Source organism: Xanthomonas sp. 3307 (assembly GCF_014199735.1).
In the GTDB taxonomy this organism is placed as follows: domain Bacteria; phylum Pseudomonadota; class Gammaproteobacteria; order Xanthomonadales; family Xanthomonadaceae; genus Xanthomonas_A; species Xanthomonas_A rydalmerensis.
In genome coordinates this window covers 782,668-799,852 of the sequence record NZ_JACHOG010000002.1, presented here as the reverse complement: position 1 = coordinate 799,852, position 17,185 = coordinate 782,668, and the positions used below count along the sequence as shown (strand labels likewise).

Annotated in this window: 13 protein-coding genes; 8 read left to right on the top strand and 5 right to left on the bottom strand. The window is 70.5% G+C overall.

Annotated features, from left to right (window positions below; translation table 11 throughout):
* Window positions 1-15 precede the first annotated feature (15 nt).
* Entirely contained in the window at window positions 16-726 is a 711-nt protein-coding gene (locus GGR64_RS08410) for a response regulator transcription factor (RefSeq protein ID WP_160968389.1), read from the bottom strand.
* 121 nt (window positions 727-847) lie between these two features.
* Between GGR64_RS08410 and GGR64_RS08405 the strand changes: the two genes are divergently transcribed.
* Together GGR64_RS08405 and zwf are read left to right on the top strand one after the other, a co-directional pair.
* Complete coding sequence (locus GGR64_RS08405) at window positions 848-2,638, top strand: glycoside hydrolase family 15 protein (RefSeq protein ID WP_184645096.1); 1,791 nt, start codon at window positions 848-850, stop codon at window positions 2,636-2,638.
* Window positions 2,635-4,413 carry a glucose-6-phosphate dehydrogenase gene (zwf, locus tag GGR64_RS08400; RefSeq protein ID WP_184645095.1) on the top strand — a complete coding sequence of 593 codons (1,779 nt, stop codon included), beginning with the start codon at window positions 2,635-2,637 and terminating at the stop codon, window positions 4,411-4,413. Before GGR64_RS08405 ends, zwf begins: the two co-directional genes overlap by 4 nt.
* A gap of 471 nt (window positions 4,414-4,884) precedes the next feature.
* Here zwf and GGR64_RS08395 read toward each other — a convergent pair whose 3' ends face one another.
* Window positions 4,885-6,714, bottom strand: coding sequence for a monovalent cation:proton antiporter-2 (CPA2) family protein (locus tag GGR64_RS08395; protein WP_160968395.1), 1,830 nt, complete (start codon window positions 6,712-6,714; stop codon window positions 4,885-4,887).
* Window positions 6,715-7,328: 614 nt separating this feature from the next.
* Between GGR64_RS08395 and GGR64_RS08390 the strand changes: the two genes are divergently transcribed.
* The 4 genes from GGR64_RS08390 to GGR64_RS08375 all read left to right on the top strand — a co-directional run bounded on the left by GGR64_RS08390 (window position 7,329) and on the right by GGR64_RS08375 (window position 11,464).
* Window positions 7,329-10,025 carry a bifunctional acetate--CoA ligase family protein/GNAT family N-acetyltransferase gene (locus GGR64_RS08390; RefSeq protein ID WP_184645094.1) on the top strand — a complete coding sequence of 899 codons (2,697 nt, stop codon included), beginning with the start codon at window positions 7,329-7,331 and terminating at the stop codon, window positions 10,023-10,025.
* A 12-nt stretch (window positions 10,026-10,037) separates the two neighbouring features.
* Window positions 10,038-10,448: a hypothetical protein gene (locus GGR64_RS08385; RefSeq protein ID WP_184645093.1), complete on the top strand. Its 411-nt coding sequence runs from the start codon at window positions 10,038-10,040 to the stop codon at window positions 10,446-10,448.
* A gap of 199 nt (window positions 10,449-10,647) precedes the next feature.
* Window positions 10,648-10,941, top strand: a complete 294-nt coding sequence (locus GGR64_RS20825) for a VOC family protein (RefSeq protein ID WP_326520317.1) — start codon at window positions 10,648-10,650, stop codon at window positions 10,939-10,941.
* A gap of 172 nt (window positions 10,942-11,113) precedes the next feature.
* Window positions 11,114-11,464, top strand: coding sequence for a hypothetical protein (locus GGR64_RS08375; protein ID WP_184645092.1), 351 nt, complete (start codon window positions 11,114-11,116; stop codon window positions 11,462-11,464).
* A 93-nt stretch (window positions 11,465-11,557) separates the two neighbouring features.
* Here GGR64_RS08375 and GGR64_RS08370 read toward each other — a convergent pair whose 3' ends face one another.
* On the bottom strand, window positions 11,558-11,809 hold the full coding sequence (locus GGR64_RS08370; protein WP_260302952.1) for a hypothetical protein: 252 nt from the start codon (window positions 11,807-11,809) through the stop codon (window positions 11,558-11,560).
* Between the two features lie 642 nt (window positions 11,810-12,451).
* On the opposite strand from GGR64_RS08370, the gene GGR64_RS08365 reads away from it, so the two are divergent.
* Window positions 12,452-13,015: an excalibur calcium-binding domain-containing protein gene (locus tag GGR64_RS08365; RefSeq protein WP_184645091.1), complete on the top strand. Its 564-nt coding sequence runs from the start codon at window positions 12,452-12,454 to the stop codon at window positions 13,013-13,015.
* Between the two features lie 85 nt (window positions 13,016-13,100).
* Window positions 13,101-13,481 carry a hypothetical protein gene (locus tag GGR64_RS08360; RefSeq protein WP_160968402.1) on the top strand — a complete coding sequence of 127 codons (381 nt, stop codon included), beginning with the start codon at window positions 13,101-13,103 and terminating at the stop codon, window positions 13,479-13,481.
* Window positions 13,482-13,488: 7 nt separating this feature from the next.
* On the opposite strand, the gene GGR64_RS08355 is transcribed toward GGR64_RS08360, so the two are convergent.
* Together GGR64_RS08355 and GGR64_RS08350 are read right to left on the bottom strand one after the other, a co-directional pair.
* The gene (locus tag GGR64_RS08355; protein ID WP_184645090.1) at window positions 13,489-14,229 is read right to left on the bottom strand and encodes a DUF6065 family protein; all 741 of its coding nucleotides are present in this window, start codon (window positions 14,227-14,229) and stop codon (window positions 13,489-13,491) included.
* A gap of 79 nt (window positions 14,230-14,308) precedes the next feature.
* Window positions 14,309-16,318 (bottom strand): acetyl/propionyl/methylcrotonyl-CoA carboxylase subunit alpha, encoded by a 2,010-nt coding sequence (locus tag GGR64_RS08350; protein WP_184645089.1) that lies wholly within the window; start codon window positions 16,316-16,318, stop codon window positions 14,309-14,311.
* Window positions 16,319-17,185 lie beyond the last annotated feature (867 nt).

Below are 17,185 nucleotides of genomic sequence, written 5' to 3'. Positions count from 1 at the left end.
CAGCGAGGGTGCGCGCTAACCGGCGGGATCGAAGATGTAGCCCTTGCCGTGCACCGCCGCCAGCGGCAGCGGCTCGCCGCAGCGGCGCTGCACCTTGCTGCGCAGGCGGTGCACCATCGAATCCAGGCGGTGCGCGTCGAAGTCGTAGACGCGGTCCGTCAGGGCGGCGATCAATGCCTCGCGCGCCACCAATAGCCCCGGTTGCTCGAGCAGGCGCAGGCACAACCGGCGTTCGCTGCCGGTCAATGCGGCGGCGGCGCCGGCCGGCGACAGCAGGCACCAGCCGTCTTCGCTCACCTGCCAGCGCCCGCGCGCCGGCGCCGTGGGCGGGCGCCCGCTCACGCGCCGCGCCAGGCTGTGCAGGGTCGCGGCCAGCAGGTCGATTTCCACCGGTTTGGACAGGTAGGCATCGGCGCCGCCGGTCAGGCCGCGGATGCGGTCCTCGGTCTGGCCGAGGCTGGTCAGCATGACGATGCCGATGTCCGGGTACTGCTGGCGCAGCGCACCGGCCAGGGTGAAGCCATCGGTGTCGGGCAGGCCGACATCCAGCACCACGATCTCGGCGCCGTCGCGCTGCACCCGCTGCTGCAGTTCCGCGCCGGTGCCGCAGCCATCGGCGGCGAAGCCGAAGCGGCGCAGGCCCGGTACCAGGATGCGATCGCGCAGTATCGGATCGTCCTCCAGGACCAGAGTGCGCAGGGCGGCGGCAGCGGGATCGGAAGTCATGCGCAGGCGCAGTGTAGCGGCAGCCGGCTGCTTGCGCGCGCCTGAACGGCACCGCGCGGCGATTACGCAACGCAAACACCGGCGCTGGCAGACTCGCCGCTCCCCCGTCCCGGCGCCCACGATGGCCTCGCGAATCGAAGACTACGCCATGCTCGGCAATTGCCGCAGCGCGGCCCTGGTGGACCGTTGCGGCTCGATCGACTGGCTGTGTCTGCCGCGCTTCGATTCCGATGCCCTGTTCGCCGCCCTGCTCGGCGAACCCGACCACGGCCGTTGGGCGATCGCGCCACAGGGCGCTTTCACCAGCACCCGCGCCTACCGCGACGGCAGCCTGGTGCTGGAGACGCGGTTCGAGACCGACACCGGTGCGGTGGCGCTGCTCGACTTCATGGTCGCCAGCCACGACGAGGTGACGCACAACCACGTGGTGCGGATCGTGCGCGGCCTGCATGGCAAGGTGCCGCTGCGCATGCAGCTGCAGCTGCGCTTCAACTACGGCCGCACCATCCCCTGGGTCTCGCAGATCGACGGCGGCCTGCAGGCGGTGGCCGGGCCGGACCAGATCGCGTTGCGCAGCCCACAGACCATGCAAGGCCACGGCTTCGCCACCGAGTCCGAGTTCGTGCTGGAGGCCGGCGAGAGCACCTGGTTCGTGCTCAGCCACGGCGCCTCGCACCTGGAACTGCCGCCGTTGCTGGAACCGGAACAGGCGCTGGCGCAGACCGAGGCGTTCTGGCATGGCTGGTCGCACCGCTGCCTGGATGCCGGCCCGTGGACCGAGGCAGTGCGGCGCTCGCTGGTGGTGCTGAAGGGCCTGAGCTACCTGCCCACCGGCGCGATCGTCGCCGCGCCGACCACCTCGCTGCCCGAACGCCTGGGTGGCGAGCGCAACTGGGACTACCGTTTCTGCTGGCTGCGCGATGCGGTGTTCACCCTGACCGCCTTGCGCGCGGCCGGCTACTTCGACGAAGCCGCCGCCTTCCATGGCTGGCTGCAGCGCACCGTGGCCGGGTCGCCGGACCAGTTGCAGGCGCTGTACGGCATCGGCGGCGAGCGGCGCATGTCCGAATGGGAGGTGGATTGGCTGCCCGGTTATGAAGGCGCCTTGCCGGTGCGTGTGGGCAATGCCGCGGTCGGCCAGTTCCAGCTCGACGTCTATGGCGAGGTGATCGCCGCGTTCCACCGCGGTCACCACGAGGGCATGGCCTCGGCGGTGCATGGCCGCTCGCTGGCGCGGCAACTGCTGGAGGTGCTGGAAGAGCGCTGGCGAGATCCGGACGAAGGCATCTGGGAAATCCGCGACAAGCGCCAGCACTTCGTGCATTCCAAGGTGATGGCGTGGCTGGCCTTCGACTGCGGCGCGCGCGATGGCGTCACCGATGCCGATGCCGCGCAACGCGCGCACTGGCGCGTGCTGGCCGACGAGATCCATGCGCAGGTGCTGGCGCAGGGCGTGCACCGCGACGGCTATTTCGTGCAGAGCTACGGCAGCGAGCGCCTGGACGCGGCGACCCTGCTGATCCCGCTGGTCGGCTTCCTGCCGCCGGACGATCCGCGCGTGGCCGCCACCGCAGACGCCATCGCCGAACGCCTGAGCATCGACGGCCTGGTCGAACGCTACCGCGCCGATGACGACAGCGGCGACGGCCTGCCGGCCGGCGAGGGCACCTTCATCGCCTGCAGTTTCTGGCTGGTGGAGAACTATGCGCTGCTCGGCCGCCGCGAGCAGGCGCAGGCGCTGTTCGAACGCTTGCTCGGCCTGTGCAACGACGTCGGCCTGCTGGCCGAGGAGTACGACCCGCGCAGCGGCCGCATGCTCGGCAATTTTCCGCAGGGCTATTCGCACGTGGCGCTGGTCCACGCGGCGCTGCGCCTGCATGGCTTGATCGGCGAACAGGACACCCATCCATGAGCGATGCTTCCCAGACCACTCCTCCCTGCCTGATCGTGGTGTTCGGCGCCCGCGGCGACCTGACCCGCCGCCTGGTGCTGCCGGCGTTGTACAACCTGCGCCACAGCGGCGCGCTGCCCGAGGAGTTCGCGGTGATCGGCGTGGACCACGGCGCGGTCAGCGAAGTGGCGTGGCGGCGCATGCTCGGCGATGCGATGCGCGGCCTGATGGCCGACCGCGACGCCGAGTTCAAGGCCGACGGCCTGGACGAGGAGGTATGGGGCTGGCTGCGTTCGCGCCTGCACTACCTGCGCGGCGACTTCAACGATGCCGGCACCTACCGCTCGCTGGGCGCGTTGCTGGACAAGATCGGTGCGCAGTACCGCACCGGCGGCAACGTGCTGTTCTACCTGGCCACCGCAGCGCGCTTCTTCGCCCCGGTGATCGAGCAACTGGGCGCGGCCGGGCTGGTCAAGCAGAGCGCCACCGGCGGCTGGCGCCGGGTGATCGTGGAGAAGCCGTTCGGCCACGACCTGCAGAGCGCGCGCGAGCTCAATGCCATCGTCGGCCGCGTACTCGACGAGGACCAGGTGTTCCGCATCGATCATTTCCTGGGCAAGGAAACGGTGCAGAACATCCTCGCGTTCCGCTTCGCCAACGGCCTGTTCGAGCCGGTGTGGAACCGCGACCGCATCGACCACGTGCAGATCACCGCGGCCGAGACCATCGGCGTGGAAGGCCGCGGCGGTTTCTACGATCCCACCGGCTGCCTGCGCGACATGGTGCCCAACCACCTGTTCCAACTGTTGGCGATGATCGCGATGGAACCGCCGGCAGCGTTCACCCCCGCCGCGATGCTGCGTAGGCGTGCCGAGGTGATCGAGGCGGTACGGCCACTGAGTCCTGCCGACGTGGTGCGTGGCCAGTACGCCGCCGGCGCGATCGGCCGCAACGCCGTGCCCGGCTACCGCGAGGAGGACACGGTGCCGCCGGATTCCAATACCGAGACCTACGTGGCGATGAAGCTGCAGGTCGATACCTGGCGCTGGGCCGGCGTGCCGTTCTACCTGCGCACCGGCAAGCGCCTGCGCGAGCGCACCACCGAGATCGCGATCCGCTTCAAGCCGGCACCGCTGGCCCCGCTGCGCAGCGCCGAGATCGGCGGCTATGGCCCCGACTGGCTGGTGCTGCACATCCAGCCCGACGAGGGCATCTCGCTGCAGTTCGACGTCAAGCGTCCGGGCGCGCGGGTCAGCCTGGCGCCGGTGCGCATGGATTTCCGCTACCGCGACTGGTTCCCCAAGGAATACACGGTGGGCTACGAGCGCCTGCTGCAGGACTGCATGCACGGCGAGGCCGGCTTGTTCCAGGACGCGACCATGGTCGAGGCGGCCTGGACCATCGTGCAGCCCATCCTCGACGCGTGGCAGACCTCGGCCGACGAAACCCCGCAGTACCCGGCCGGCAGCGCCGGCCCGGCTGCGGCCGATGCGCTGCTGGCGCTCAACGGCGGCCACACCTGGCGCACCCTGACCGCCGGGCGTCGCCCACCGCCGCGTCGCCCGCCGGAGGCCGGCGCCACCACCGAAACCCGGCCGGTGACGCCGGCGCCGAAGCGCAGCGCGGCCAAGCCGGCCAATGCCTCAGCCTCTGCCGCGCCGCGCAAGGCAAGCAGGAGCGAGGCCGCCTCGGCGCCGGCGAAGAAGGTGGCCAAGAAGGCCGCGAAGAAAGTTGCGAAAAAAGCCGTCAAGCGCGCGGCCAGCAGCACCGCGCAGCGTCCGGCGCGCCAGCGTTGAGGCGGTGCCCCGGGCGCTGGCGTGAGCGCCAGTGCTCGGGGATGCCTCCATCTCAGCAGGAGCGGCACAGCGACGGCGGCTGGAGCCTGCAGTCGGGGCTGAAGCCCCTCCCACAAGGGAAGGATTGGTGGCGTGCGGACACAGCGCGCTTACCGAGCATTGGCCTTGGCGAACCGGCACACCCTGCCTGGTCCTAGCGTCCCTTTGTCGCCAGCAAAAGCGTCACCGCCGCGGACGCGTTCGACTGTCATCGTGGGAGGGGCTTCAGCCCCGACGCGACCATGCCGGATGACGCCCGCACCATGTCGCAATCCGGGTGCAGCTTGTCGATTGGTCAGTCTCCCCATCGCGACCCGGTCGCGCACGGCGGTGGCGTGTGCGCGGTGATCGGCCGCGACGCGACCGCACACCGCATCGCACGCCAGCAACACTGCAGACCCTGCAGCCCTGGTCACGCCCAAACCGCCAACCTCAACCGCGCGGCTGCCCCGCGCCGGTCGCATCCGCCGGCCCGGCCGTGGGATCGTTGACGTCGGCCTCGAACAGCTTGGTCAGATCGGCGCGCGCCGCGCGTGCGGTCTGCACCAACGCGGCATCGTCGTCGTAGACCAGGTGCTGGGCGCGCAGCAGTTGCGTGTCGTGCTCGCGGAAGCGGGCGATGCGGTCGCGCGCGGTCGCCGGGTCCAGGCCGAGACCGAGCAGCACCTGCTCGCTCAGTTCCAGACTGGAGGCGAACACCTCGCGGAACGGTTCGGCGCCCAGGTCCATCAGCCGCCAGGCGTGCTGGCGGTTGCGTGCGCGCGCCAGCACCTTGGCGGTGGGGTAGAGCCGGCGGATCAGCCGCGTGGTCTTGATGTTGGTCTCCGGGTCGTCCATCGCCACCACGAAGATGCGGATGCCGTCGCTGCCGGCCGCGCGCAGCAGGTCCGCGCGGCTGGGGTCGCCGTAGTAGATCTTGTTGCCGAAGCGGCGCAGGTCCTCCACCGTGTCCGGATTGTGTTCCAGCGCCACGAACGGGATGCGCTGCGCAGTCAGCAGGCGCGCCACGATCTGGCCGAAGCGGCCCATACCGGCGATCAGCACCTGCGCGCGCTGCGCATCCACGGTGTCGTACTGTTCCGCCGGCAGCTGCGGACGCTTGCCCTTGCCGGCCTCGCTGGCGCCGAGCAGGCGCTGCATGCCGATCAGCAGCAGCGGCGTCAGCGCCATCGACACGCCGACCACCGCGACCAGGCGGTCGTGGGTGGCGTCGTCGAGCAGGCGCACCCGCTGCGCCTCGGTGAACACCACGAAGGCGAACTCGCCGCCCAGCCACAGCAGGCTGCCCAGCAGCAGCGCGCTGCGCCAGGGCAGGCGCAGCACGCGGGCGATGCCGGCCAGCAGCGCGAACTTGACCAGCAGCAGCGTGGCCACGGCACCCGCGATCAGCCACGGCTCGGCGACGATACGGTCCAGGTCGATGCCCATGCCCACGGCGATGAAAAACACGCCCAGCAGCAGGCCCTGGAACGGCTCGATCTGCGCCTCCAGCTCGTGGCGGAACTCCGAATCGGCCAGCAGCACGCCGGCCAGGAACGCCCCCAGGCTGGGGCTGAGCCCGGCCTTCTGCAGGAACCAGGCATTGCCCAGCACCACCAGCAGCGCGCTGGCGGTGAACACCTCGGGCATGCGCGTGCGCGCCACCGTGCGGAACAGGTGGCGCAGCACGAAGCGCCCGCACAGCACCACCACCGCCAGCGCGCCCAGCGCCTGGCCCACTTCCGACCAGGTCAGCGTGTCGTTCTTGGCGCCGCCGAGCAGCGGCACCGCCGCCAGCAGCGGGATCGCGATCAGGTCCTGGAACAGCAGGATGGCGAAGCCGAGCCGGCCGTAGTCGCTGTTGAGCGCCTTGCGCTCGGCCAGCAGCTGCAGGCCCACCGCCGTGGACGACAGCGCCAGCGCCAGGCCGATCACCAGCGCGCTCTTCCAGTTCAGGCCCATGCACAGCGCCAGCGCGCCCAGCGGCAACGCGGTCAGCGCGACCTGGGCGCTGCCGGCGCCGAACACCGCGTGCCGCATCAGCTTCAACCGTGCCGGCGACAGCTCCAGGCCGATCAGGAACAGCAGCATCACCACGCCGATTTCGGCCGCGTTGAGGATGCGCTCGGTGTCCTGCACGAAGCCCAGCCCGTCCGGCCCCAGCACCACGCCCGCGGCCAGGTAGGCCAGCACGGCGCCTAGGCCCAGGCGCTTGAACACCGGCACCGCGATCACCGCGGCCAGCAGCAGCACCAGCGCCAGTTCCAGGCCGCCGCTATGCACGAGTCGTCTCCATCGCCGCATTATGCGGCCGCCAATGCGACCGTCTGCTGACCCGGGCTGCGTGCGGGGTGCCCGATGGGCTCTGCGAATCCTTGGAGGTCGAGGCCGGGTGCGTGACGGTGCTGCTGGCCTTCCTGTGGGGGAGGGGATCGCCGCCCGATCAGGGCGCTGCGCTTGCGCGGTCGCCTCGCCTGAGGCTCGGTCGCGTCGCGACTGAAGGACACCTCGAATAAGGACGAGAGGCACACGCGTAGGAGCGGCTTCAGCCGCGACCGTGTCTTACCGGTAGAGCCTCGTCGCGGCTGAAGCCGCTCCTACGAGACAGCGCGATGCGCCGCAGAAACGGTGATTCGAGGTGTCCTGAAACGCTCCCCCCAAGGAGGTCTGCTGCCGGCGGTGCCGCTCCTGATCCAGCAGCACACGCGAGCCATGAGCACCGGGCGGCCGACCGGAGTCCTTGTGGGAGGGGCTTCAGCCCCGACGCGCGAACGCCGGAATCGCGACGGTGCGCACTGTCGCCGAACGCGCGGTACGGTGCGCCGCAAGACCCGGATCATCCCCGCGCCGCGGCCAGCCGTGTACCGTTAGCGCATTCGCTCGCCTCTGCCGCCGCCATGAGCACCTATCACCTGCAGTCCGTGTTCCGCCCCGCCTCGGTCGCCATCGTCGGCGGCAGCCCGCGCGAGCGCTCCGCCGGGCGCGCGGTGGTGCGCAGCCTGCGCGCGGCCGGGTTTCCCGGGCAGATCGGCTGGGTCAGCCCGCGCTACCGCGAGATCGACGGCGTGCCCACGGTGCGTCGGCTCACCGACCTGCCATGGGTACCGGACCTGGTGGTGATCACCGCACCGGCGCGGATGGTGCCGCGCATCGTGTCGATCGCCGCCCGGCGCGGTGTGGCCGCGGCGATCATCCTCACCGCCGGGCTCGGCAGCGGACCGGGGTCGGCCGCGGCGCGGGTGGAGAGCGCCGCGCGCGCCAAGGGCCTGCGTATCCTCGGCCCGCACTGCCTGGGCGTGATCGCGCCGCATGCGCGGCTCAACGCCAGCATCGCCGCGCACTGCCCGCAGCCAGGCGACCTGGCGCTGATCTCCGAATCCAGCGCCATCGCCGCGGCGCTGGTGGAATGGGGCGTGGCGCGCGCGGTCGGCTTCTCCGCGGTGGTCTCGCTGGGCGACGCGCTGGACGTGGACTTCGCCGACCTGCTCGACTACTTCGCCACCGACTACCGCACCCGCGCGATCCTGCTCTACGTCGAACACATCCGCGACGCGCGCAAGTTCATGTCCGCCGCGCGTGCCGCCGCGCGCGCCAAACCCGTCGTCGTGGTGAAGTCGGGCCGGCAGTTGCGCATCGATCCCAACGCCGACACCCACGTGCAGGCACTGGCCAGTTCCGATGCGGTATACGGCGCCGCGTTCGCCCGCGCCGGCCTGCTGCGGGTGCGCGCGCTGGACGAACTGTTCGCCGCAGCGGAGACGCTGGGCCGGCTCAGCACCTTCCCGGGGCGACGCCTGGCCATCCTCAGCAACGGCGGCGGCGTCGGCCGCCTGGCGGTGGATACGCTGTCCGATCTCGGCGGCACCCTGGCGGCGCTGTCGGCGCCCACCCAGCAGCGGCTGGAGCAGGCACTGCCGCAGGAGTGGTCGCACAGCAACCCGGTGGACATCGTGGTGGACGCCGACGGCGAGCGCTACGCCGCCGCCGCCGGCGCGCTGCTGGACGATCCGGAGAACGACGCGGTGCTGGTGGTCAACGTGCCGACCGCGTTCACCTCCTCCGCCGACGCGGCGCAGGCGCTGACCCGCATTCTCGGCCAGCGCCCGCGCCATCATCGCGACAAGCCGGTGTTCGCGGTGTGGCTGGGCAACGACGAGAGCGCCACCGCCACGCTCAATGCCGCGCGCATCCCCACCTACGCCACCGAGGCCGACGCGGTGCGCGGCTTCATGCACCTGGTGCGCTACCGCGAGGCGCAGGCGGCGCTGATGGAAACGCCGCCGAGCCTGCCCGACGATTTCGCCTTCGACGCCGTCGCCGCGCGCGGCATCGTCGACGCCGCGCTGGCCGCCGGGCAGACCTGGCTGGACCCGCTGGCGACCACGCGGCTGCTGGCCGCCTACGGCATTCCCACCGCGGCGGTGGCACACGCCGCCGATGCCGAGGCCGCGGCGCAGGTGGCCGCACCGATGCTGGCGCAGGGATCGGCGGTGGCGGTGAAGATCCATTCGGCCGACATTCCGCACAAGTCCGACGTGGACGGCGTGCGCCTCAACCTGGTGAGCGTGGAGGCGGTGCGCGACGCGGCCGAGGGCATCCTCGCCCGCGCGCGCGCCGCGCGTCCGGAGGCGCGCATCGACGGCGTACTGGTGCAGCCCTCGCTGCTGCGGCCGAAGGCGCGCGAGCTGATCGCCGGCATCGCCGACGATCCCACCTTCGGCCCGGTGATCGTGTTCGGCCGCGGCGGCACCGCGGTGGAGGTGATCGACGACAAGGCGCTGGCGCTGCCGCCGCTGGACCTGCGCCTGGCCCACGAACTGATCGGCCGCACCCGCGTCAGCCGCATCCTCAAGGCCTACCGCGACGTGCCCGCCGCCGACGAACGCGCGGTGGCGATGGTGCTGGTGAAGCTGGCGCAACTGGCCGCCGATCTGCCGGAGATCCGCGAACTGGACATCAACCCGCTGCTGGCCGACCGCGACGGGGTGATCGCGGTCGACGCGCGGGTGGCGGTGGCGCCGTCGCGGCGCCTGCACAAGGGCCGCGGCCATCCGCGCTTCGCGATCTTCCCGTACCCCAAGGAGTGGGAGCGGCGCATCGTCCTCAACGACGGCAGCGCCGCGCTCGTGCGCCCGGTGCGGCCGGAGGACGACGCCCTATTCCGCAGCTTCTTCGCCCGCGTCACCGACGAGGACCTGCGCCTGCGCTTCTTCCAGGCGGTCAAGCATTTCAGCCACGAATTCATCGCGCGCCTGACCCAGCTCGACTATGCGCGCTCGATCGCGCTGGTGGCGATCGAACCGCGCAGCGGCGACATGCTCGGCGCCGTGCGCCTGCACGCCGACGCCGATTACGACCGCGGCGAATACGGCATCCTGATCCGCTCCGACCTCAAGGGCCACGGCATCGGCTGGCAGCTGATGCGGATCATGATCGAGTACGCCGGCTGGCTCGGCCTGAAGATGGTCGAAGGCCAGGTGCTGCGCGAGAACCGCACCATGTTGGCGATGTGCCAGCAACTCGGTTTCAAGGCCACGCCGGATCCGGACGACGCCACGCTGATGGACGTGGTGTTGCCGGTGACGCAACACTGAAGGGCGGCCGCGATGTCGACGTTCTCGCCCAGCGTCCTGAAGCCGCGCCACGCGATCCTGTCCGGCCTGACGGACGCTGCCTCGCTGGAGATCCTGCTGCGCCCGTTCCTGCGTGCCGGCGAGATCGTGGACACGTCGATCCGCCTGGACGGCATCGCGCTGCCCTCGCTCAGGCTCGGCGACCTGGCCGGCAAGCGCTTCGACTTCCCGCGCAACCCGCAGGACGGCTATATCGACGGCTCGCTCTACCTGGCCGGCGCGCACCACCCCGTCGACGTCGAGACGCTGACCTTCAACCTCGCGCGCGACGGGCAACTGACGCTCGTGGTCAAGGGCATGTACGCGTTCGACGTCGAAGGCCTGGATGACCTCGGCGCGGTGCCCTTTACCCTGGCGGCACGGGTGAGTTCGTGCGCGTTGTGAGTGGGTCTGCACGCGCCTTTCCAGCTTCATCCTGATATCACCGCCCATCGCATGAAACGCTTCATCGCCGAAAGCATTGGTCCCCGTCCGATAGCCAATCTCAGGAGCCTTCCATGTCGTTCAAGCCAGAACGCTACACCTCGGTCTCGCCGTATCTCATCGTCGACGGTGCACAGCGGACCATCGATTTCCTGGTCGCGTGTTCGATGCCGAAAAGTTGCGGCAGATTCCCGGCGAGGGCGGCCTGCTCGCCCACGGCGAGGTGCGCATCGACGACACCGTGCTGATGTTCTGCGATGCGGTGGACGGTTGGCCGCCGGTACCGGCACATGTGCACGTCTATGTGCACGACGTCGACGCGACCTACCAGCGTGCGCTGGCCGCCGGTGCCACGGCGGTGCAGGCGCCGATGCAGAAGGACGATCCCGACCGGCGCGGCGGTTTCCGCGACGCCGGCGGCACGATCTGGTGGGTCGGGCAGCAGATCGACTGAACGAGCGTGACGCGCCAGGACGAGGTCGCTCGCAGTGCGCACTCCGCCGCGTGCGGTCAGCCCCTCGGCACGCCATCGCCATGAGCGCACCGCGTTGCTCTGTTGGTGCTGCTATTGCATGCTGCTGCGATCACCGATCGCAGGCGCCGCGTTGGTGCCCAGGGAGTCCACCATGAACCATCTGCGACGCGCCATCGTCTACATCACCTTCGTGTTGCTGGTGATGGTCAATTTCCATGCGTATTCGTCGTCGATGTTCCTGTACAAGGGCATCAACCACTTTCTCCAGCGGGACGCGGTGATCGTGTACGAGACGCGGGATCGGTCCAGTGGCGACGCGGTCCCAGTGCTGGACCGGCGTGGTTCGCCTACGGGCCGGGCCGTGGAAGTCCTGGTGCACAACAGTACCTACGACTCCCTGCGCTCGCTGCCGATCCTCAATGTGCAGGTGGTGCTGGCGGCGTTCCTGGCCTATGGCCTGATCGATGCGGTGACCTGGTGGCGCAGGCAGCAGAGCGCCTGACGCCCGTCCATCGGCACCAGTTTTGTCGCGTTCGGTGAAGGCCTTGCCCGCCGGCGCCGTGGGCGGTGCGCGGCAGGCAGGGCATTGCCGCGCTTATTGCTGGTCCTGGTTGCTCGGCCCGCGCTCGACCGGGTACACCGTCGGCGGCGGCGTGGTGGACTGCATCAGCTTCAGCGGCGTCTTGCTCTGCTCGCACAGGTTGCCGTCGCGGACGAACACGCCGTCCTGGGTGCATTTCCATTCGTAGAAGTTGGCGATGCCGCCGGCCAGCTGCAGGCTGTAGTCGGTGCTCTTTGCCGCCGCGTCGAACGGCTGCCCGGCCGGAATGTTCTGGAACCAGCGCATCCTGCGCGGCCGCGCTGAAGGACTCCCGCCGTGCCACAGGCACGCGCATGCATCCGGCTGCGCGCGCAGACGAAGCGAGAGATGCATTGGGAGGTGCAGCGTCCACTTCCGCCGCGCGGACGCGGCGGCGAAGCTGTGGAAGCGGCGATGCGGTGGAAACGGCCTAGCGGACCGAAGACATGTCCATGTCGCTCTCCTGACCCCGTGTGGAAGGCAACTGCGCTGAAGGATCGTGTTGCGTCGAGCGTGGGGGAAACGCGCGGGCCCGGCAGGCAGCATCGGGGGACGAATGCTGCGGGGGCGGCGCCATGCGGCGGCCGCGATGCCGGGTTGCGCGTCGATCGCCAGCGCCGCGCGGTGTGCGGGCGTCGGCGTTGCTCGACGCTTCGGACTCTAGCGAGCGCCGCGCAGCCGGTGGTAGACAGTTGCGCGCGCCGACGCTGCGGCAGCAAGCGGGCGGCGGGTCATGCCGACGCAGCCGGGCCTGCATGCAGCGGTCGCGGCAGGCCAGCGCGGATACTCCGGCCGTGGCATGCTGCGCGCGGGGCTGCGCTGGCGGGAGCGGGCAGGCGCGGTGGGGACGGTGGACGCACCGGGCACGGCGGCGTCCACCGCGGCGATGCACTTTCTTGCGGTGACGCCATGCGTACGCACGGGACCTTGATTCAGTGGGACGAGGAGCGCGGCTGCGGCCGGGTGCGCCTGGCGCATCGCGAGACCGAAGCCGAGGTGCAACGCGCGGCGTTTCCCGACGACGGCGTGCCCCCGCGGGTGGGCGAGCTGATCTCCTTCGACCTGGAGCACGACGCGCAGGGGCGGCCGCGGGCGTTGCGGGTGATGCGGCCCGGCCGTGCGCCGGCGGTGCAGGCGCGCGCTGTGGCCGCACCGCGCACGCGTCGCGGCCACTGGCTCGGCGTGCTGATGCTGCTGGCGGTGCTCGCGCTCGCCGCCTACGCGGCGCTGCGCTTCGTGACGGCACCGCAGGCGACCGCCACAGCGCCACCATCACCCGCTGCGCCAGCCGCCACTGCGCACGCCTCGCCGGCGACAGCGCCCGCGTTCCAGTGCGACGGTCGCACGCATTGCGCGCAGATGACGTCCTGCGCCGAAGCGATGTACTTCCTGCAGCACTGCCCGGGCGTGGAGATGGACGGCAACCGCGATGGCGTGCCGTGCGAGCGGCAGTGGTGCCGCACCGCGCATTGAGCGCCTGCAGCCGAGCGCTGCGCGCAGTCTTGACCGGGCCGTGATCCGCCCTCGGCTACGGTCGACGATTGCCCGCAGGTGACGCATGACCGAGCCACGCCTTCCCCCCGCCAAGACCCGCGCGCTGTCGCTGGGCCTGTTCGTCTTCGTCGCGGTGTTCGCCGCCATCGTCTGGTCGCTGCTGCGGCCTTACGGTTCGGTCTACTTCTTCCCGGTGCATTTCCTGGTCGGGCTGGGCCTGCCGTTCCTGTTCTATGCGCTGGGCGCCAATCGCGCCGCGTTCCTGGCCGGGTTGGGGCTCACCGCTATCGTCCTGGTGCTGTTCAACCTGTGGGGCGACCAGGCCGGCGGCCTCGGCCCGCGCGTGTTCGACTGGGCGCACGCCGTTGCCGGCGGCCTGGGCATGCTGTTGGCCTACGGCGTGTTCCGCCTGTCCACGCGCGTGCGCCAGCGCCACCCGCGCTGAGCCGCCCTCACGCCGCGTCGTCGCCGCGGGTGAACGGTGCCAGCCGCAGCTTCACCCGGTGCTCCACGCCGACCGGGCACTGCCCCGGCGCCGGTCCGCGGAAGTAGCTGCGCTGCCAGCCTTCGCGGCTGGCGTTGGAGTCGGGCTGTTCCAGCTCGTGCAGGAACCGCCCGCGGCTGCGCATCCATTCCTGGTGCTCGCGTTCCAGTTCCGGCGTTTGCGACAGCGGCTGCCAGCGCGGCTCGGTCTCGGCCAAGACGCGGCGCTGCACCGGGAAAAAGTGGCAGAACGGCTCGCCGGCCTCGAACCGCACCCGGCCGGGGCGGGTGAACTGCCAGTTCATGGTGAAGGTGTATGGGCTCCAATCGGTCTCGATCAGCCCGGTGAGCCCGGCGATGCCGTCCTTGGGCCGGTTCACCGGCGCGGTGACGTACAGGTCCACGCCTGCCTCGGTGCGGAACAGGCAGGGCACGTGGAAGGTGAGTACGCCGTAGCCGAAGTGGCTGACTGCCGGTGCGTGCGTGCCCGGCGCCGGCTGCACGCGCAGGTCGTCGAGCGCGTTGCCGCCGTTCCACTCGGCCTCGAACGCGGTCTGGCACAGCAATTCCCAGCCGTGCGCGTTGGCGATGTCCAGCGGCAGGCAGCGGTAGGCGTAGCGCTCGGCGGTCTGGTCCATCCACGGTCGCTCGCGCGGCGCCGGGCGCACGTCCAGGGTGTGGCCGTCGAGGACGTGGGCAGTGAGCTTCATGGCGCAGGCACGGCGAGGGACCAGCGCCGAGTGTGACGCCTCGCCGCGGCCTTGGCGACCGCGGCCTGGCGCGTGCCGCTTAGGCCGCGTCGAAATCCAGCAGCGCCACGCCGTCGCCGACCAGCTCGCCCTCGCGCACGCGGAAGCCCTGCACCGTGCCGTCGGCCGGCGCCTGCAGGGTGTGCTCCATTTTCATCGCCTCCAGCACCAGCAGCGGCGTACCGCGGCTCACCTGGGTGCCGGGCGCGACCAGCAGGGCGACGATGCGCCCCGGCATCGGCGCGGTCAGGCCACCACTCTCCACCGCCGGCTGGTCGGCCTCGGCGACCGGGTCGTGGCGTTCGAACAGGTAGCCGTGGCCGTCGACGAACAGGTGCAGCTGCGTGCCGGCGAACACCGCCTCGGCCTGTACCCGCTGCGTGCCGAGAAACGCGGACAGGCGGCCGTCGCGCAACTGGCCGCTGGCCTCGTGCGCGTGCTGCGCCTGCGCGTCGTGGATCCGCCAGCCGCCTGCGTGCGCGGTCAGGTGCAGCGTGCGTTGCGTCTCGTCATGCTGCAAGGTCAGCGCACGCGGCGCCGGCGCACCCAGCCGCCAGCCGTCGCGCAGGTCCCACGGCGACTGCGGATCGGCAGCCTGCGCGGCCGGCGCTGGCTCGTGCAGTTGCCAGGCCAGTGCCGCCAGGCTCCACAGCGCATCGGTGGTCGGGGTGGGGATATCGAACAGGGCAGTGTGCTCGCGCTCGATCAGCGCGGTGTCCAGATCCGCCTGCGCGAATGCCGTGGTGCCGACCAGGCGCTGCAGGAACGCGGCATTGGTCGATACGCCCACCACCTGGCACGCGGCCAGCGCCGCCTGCATGCGCCGCAGCGCGCGCTCGCGGGTCGCATCCCAGACGATCAGCTTGGCGATCATCGGATCGTAGTGCGGGCCGATCGTGTCGCCCTGCTCGACGCCGGCATCGACGCGGGTATGCGCATCGGCGGCGGGCAGGCGCAGGTGCTGCAGCGTGCCGATCGAGGGCAGGAAGCCGCGCGCCGGGTCTTCGGCGTACAGCCGCGCTTCCAGCGCATGGCCGCGGATCGCCAGTTCGTGCTGGCGCTGCGGCAGCGGCTGGCCGGCGGCCACGCGCAACTGCCACTCGACCAGATCGGTGCCGGTGATGCACTCGGTGACGGGATGCTCCACCTGCAGGCGGGTGTTCATTTCCATGAAGTAGAACGCACCATCGGGCGCGACGATGAACTCCACCGTGCCGGCACCGACATAGCCGACCGCGCGCGCGGCCTCCACCGCGGCCTGGCCCATCGCCGCACGCCGCGTTTCGTCCATGCCTGGCGCAGGCGCTTCCTCCAGCACCTTCTGGTGGCGGCGCTGCACCGAGCAGTCGCGCTCGAACAGATACACCAGCTCGCCGTGGCTGTCGCCGAACACCTGGATCTCGATGTGCCGCGGCCGCAGCACGTACTTCTCCACCAGCACGTGCGCATTGCCGAACGCGGCCTGCGCCTCGCGCTGGCAGGCGGCGAGCGCGGCGGCGAAGTCTTCGTCGCGATCGACCCGGCGCATACCCTTGCCGCCGCCGCCGGCGCTGGCCTTGATCAGCACCGGGTAGCCGATGGCCGCGGCCTGTTCGCGCAGGAACTCCGGATCCTGCTGCTCGCCGTGATAACCGGGCGTCAGCGGCACCCCGGCCGCCTGCATCAGCGCCTTGGCCGCGCTCTTGTCGCCCATGGCGCGGATCGCCGCCGGCGGCGGCCCGATGAACACCAGCCCGCGCGCGGCGCAGGCCTCGGCGAACTCGGCGTTCTCGGACAGGAAGCCGTAGCCGGGATGGATGGCCTGCGCGCCACTGCGCTGCGCGGCCTCGAGGATGCGCTCGCCGCGCAGGTAGCTCTCGCGTGCCGGCGCCGCACCGATGTGCACGGCCTCGTCGGCCAGGCGCACGTGGCGGGCATCGCGGTCGGCATCGGAGTACACGGCCACGGTGGCGATGCCGAGCTTGCGGCAGGTGGCGATCACCCGGCAGGCGATCTCGCCGCGATTGGCGATGAGGATCTTGTCGAAGGTCGGCAGGTCGGGGGTGGCCATGGTCGGGTGCCTGGAAAAGGGTTAGAGGTGTTGCGCTTGCGGTGCGCAGACGCGCGCAAGAGTTGCGTTGGAGGTGCTCAACCGGAGCAGCTTCAGCGGTTGCCGTTGCCGTTGCCGTTGCTGTGCTTTGGCTGTTGCTCGGGCTTTTGATTCACCGGGTTCCCTTCCGAAGCGGCGGCCAGCGCGGGGAAAAACCCCGAAGGGGCGGCGCACAGGGACGTGCGCCGTCCGCGGCAGGGGCAGGATGCCCCTTCCGCGGATCCCCGGGCTGGACGCGGACCCGGAGCGCGCAGCGCGGAGGGCGCGAGGCAGGGCGCGCTTTCTTTTGGTTACCTTTTCTTTGCGCGAGCAAAGAAAAGTAACTCGCCCGCAAGGGCGAAAGCCTTTGCTTTTGACTGATGTATCAGACGAAGTGATCTGTAGGAGCGGCTTCAGCCGCGACCCACATGATCGGTATAGCCTGTCGCGGCTGAAGCCGCTCCTACAATCAAACTGCCGCAGCAGCAGCAAGTGCAAGAGCAAAGCTTTCGCCTTGCGGCGAGTTACTTTTCTTTGCTTGTGCAAAGAAAAGTAACCAAAAGAAAGCACACCCCGCAGCGCGCCCTCCGCGCTACGCGCTCCGGGTTCGCAGCCACGTCGGGGATTCGCGGAAGGGGCATCCTGCCCCTGCCGCGAACGGCGCACGTCCATGTGCGCCGCCCTTCGGGTTTTTCCCCGCCGTGTCTGCCGCGCCGAGGGGGCCCGGTAAGTCAAAGGCAGAGCGGGAGCAAAAGCGGGAGCAAAAGCGGGAGCAAAAGCGGGAGCAAAAGCGGGAGCAAAAGCGGGAGCAAAAGCGGGAGCAAAAGCGGGAGCAAAAGCGGGAGCAAA

What these genes read in the sequence shown, in the direction of transcription:
- GGR64_RS08410 (WP_160968389.1), bottom strand. Translation starts at nt 726, where the DNA reads ATGACTTCCGATCCCGCTGCCGCCGCCCTGCGCACTCTGGTCCTGGAG.
- GGR64_RS08405 (WP_184645096.1), top strand. Translation starts at nt 848, where the DNA reads ATGGCCTCGCGAATCGAAGACTACGCCATGCTCGGCAATTGCCGCAGC.
- zwf (WP_184645095.1), top strand. Translation starts at nt 2,635, where the DNA reads ATGAGCGATGCTTCCCAGACCACTCCTCCCTGCCTGATCGTGGTGTTC.
- GGR64_RS08390 (WP_184645094.1), top strand. Translation starts at nt 7,329, where the DNA reads ATGAGCACCTATCACCTGCAGTCCGTGTTCCGCCCCGCCTCGGTCGCC.
- GGR64_RS08385 (WP_184645093.1), top strand. Translation starts at nt 10,038, where the DNA reads ATGTCGACGTTCTCGCCCAGCGTCCTGAAGCCGCGCCACGCGATCCTG.
- GGR64_RS08375 (WP_184645092.1), top strand. Translation starts at nt 11,114, where the DNA reads ATGAACCATCTGCGACGCGCCATCGTCTACATCACCTTCGTGTTGCTG.
- GGR64_RS08370 (WP_260302952.1), bottom strand. Translation starts at nt 11,809, where the DNA reads ATGCGCTGGTTCCAGAACATTCCGGCCGGGCAGCCGTTCGACGCGGCG.
- GGR64_RS08365 (WP_184645091.1), top strand. Translation starts at nt 12,452, where the DNA reads ATGCGTACGCACGGGACCTTGATTCAGTGGGACGAGGAGCGCGGCTGC.
- GGR64_RS08360 (WP_160968402.1), top strand. Translation starts at nt 13,101, where the DNA reads ATGACCGAGCCACGCCTTCCCCCCGCCAAGACCCGCGCGCTGTCGCTG.
- GGR64_RS08355 (WP_184645090.1), bottom strand. Translation starts at nt 14,229, where the DNA reads ATGAAGCTCACTGCCCACGTCCTCGACGGCCACACCCTGGACGTGCGC.
- GGR64_RS08350 (WP_184645089.1), bottom strand. Translation starts at nt 16,318, where the DNA reads ATGGCCACCCCCGACCTGCCGACCTTCGACAAGATCCTCATCGCCAAT.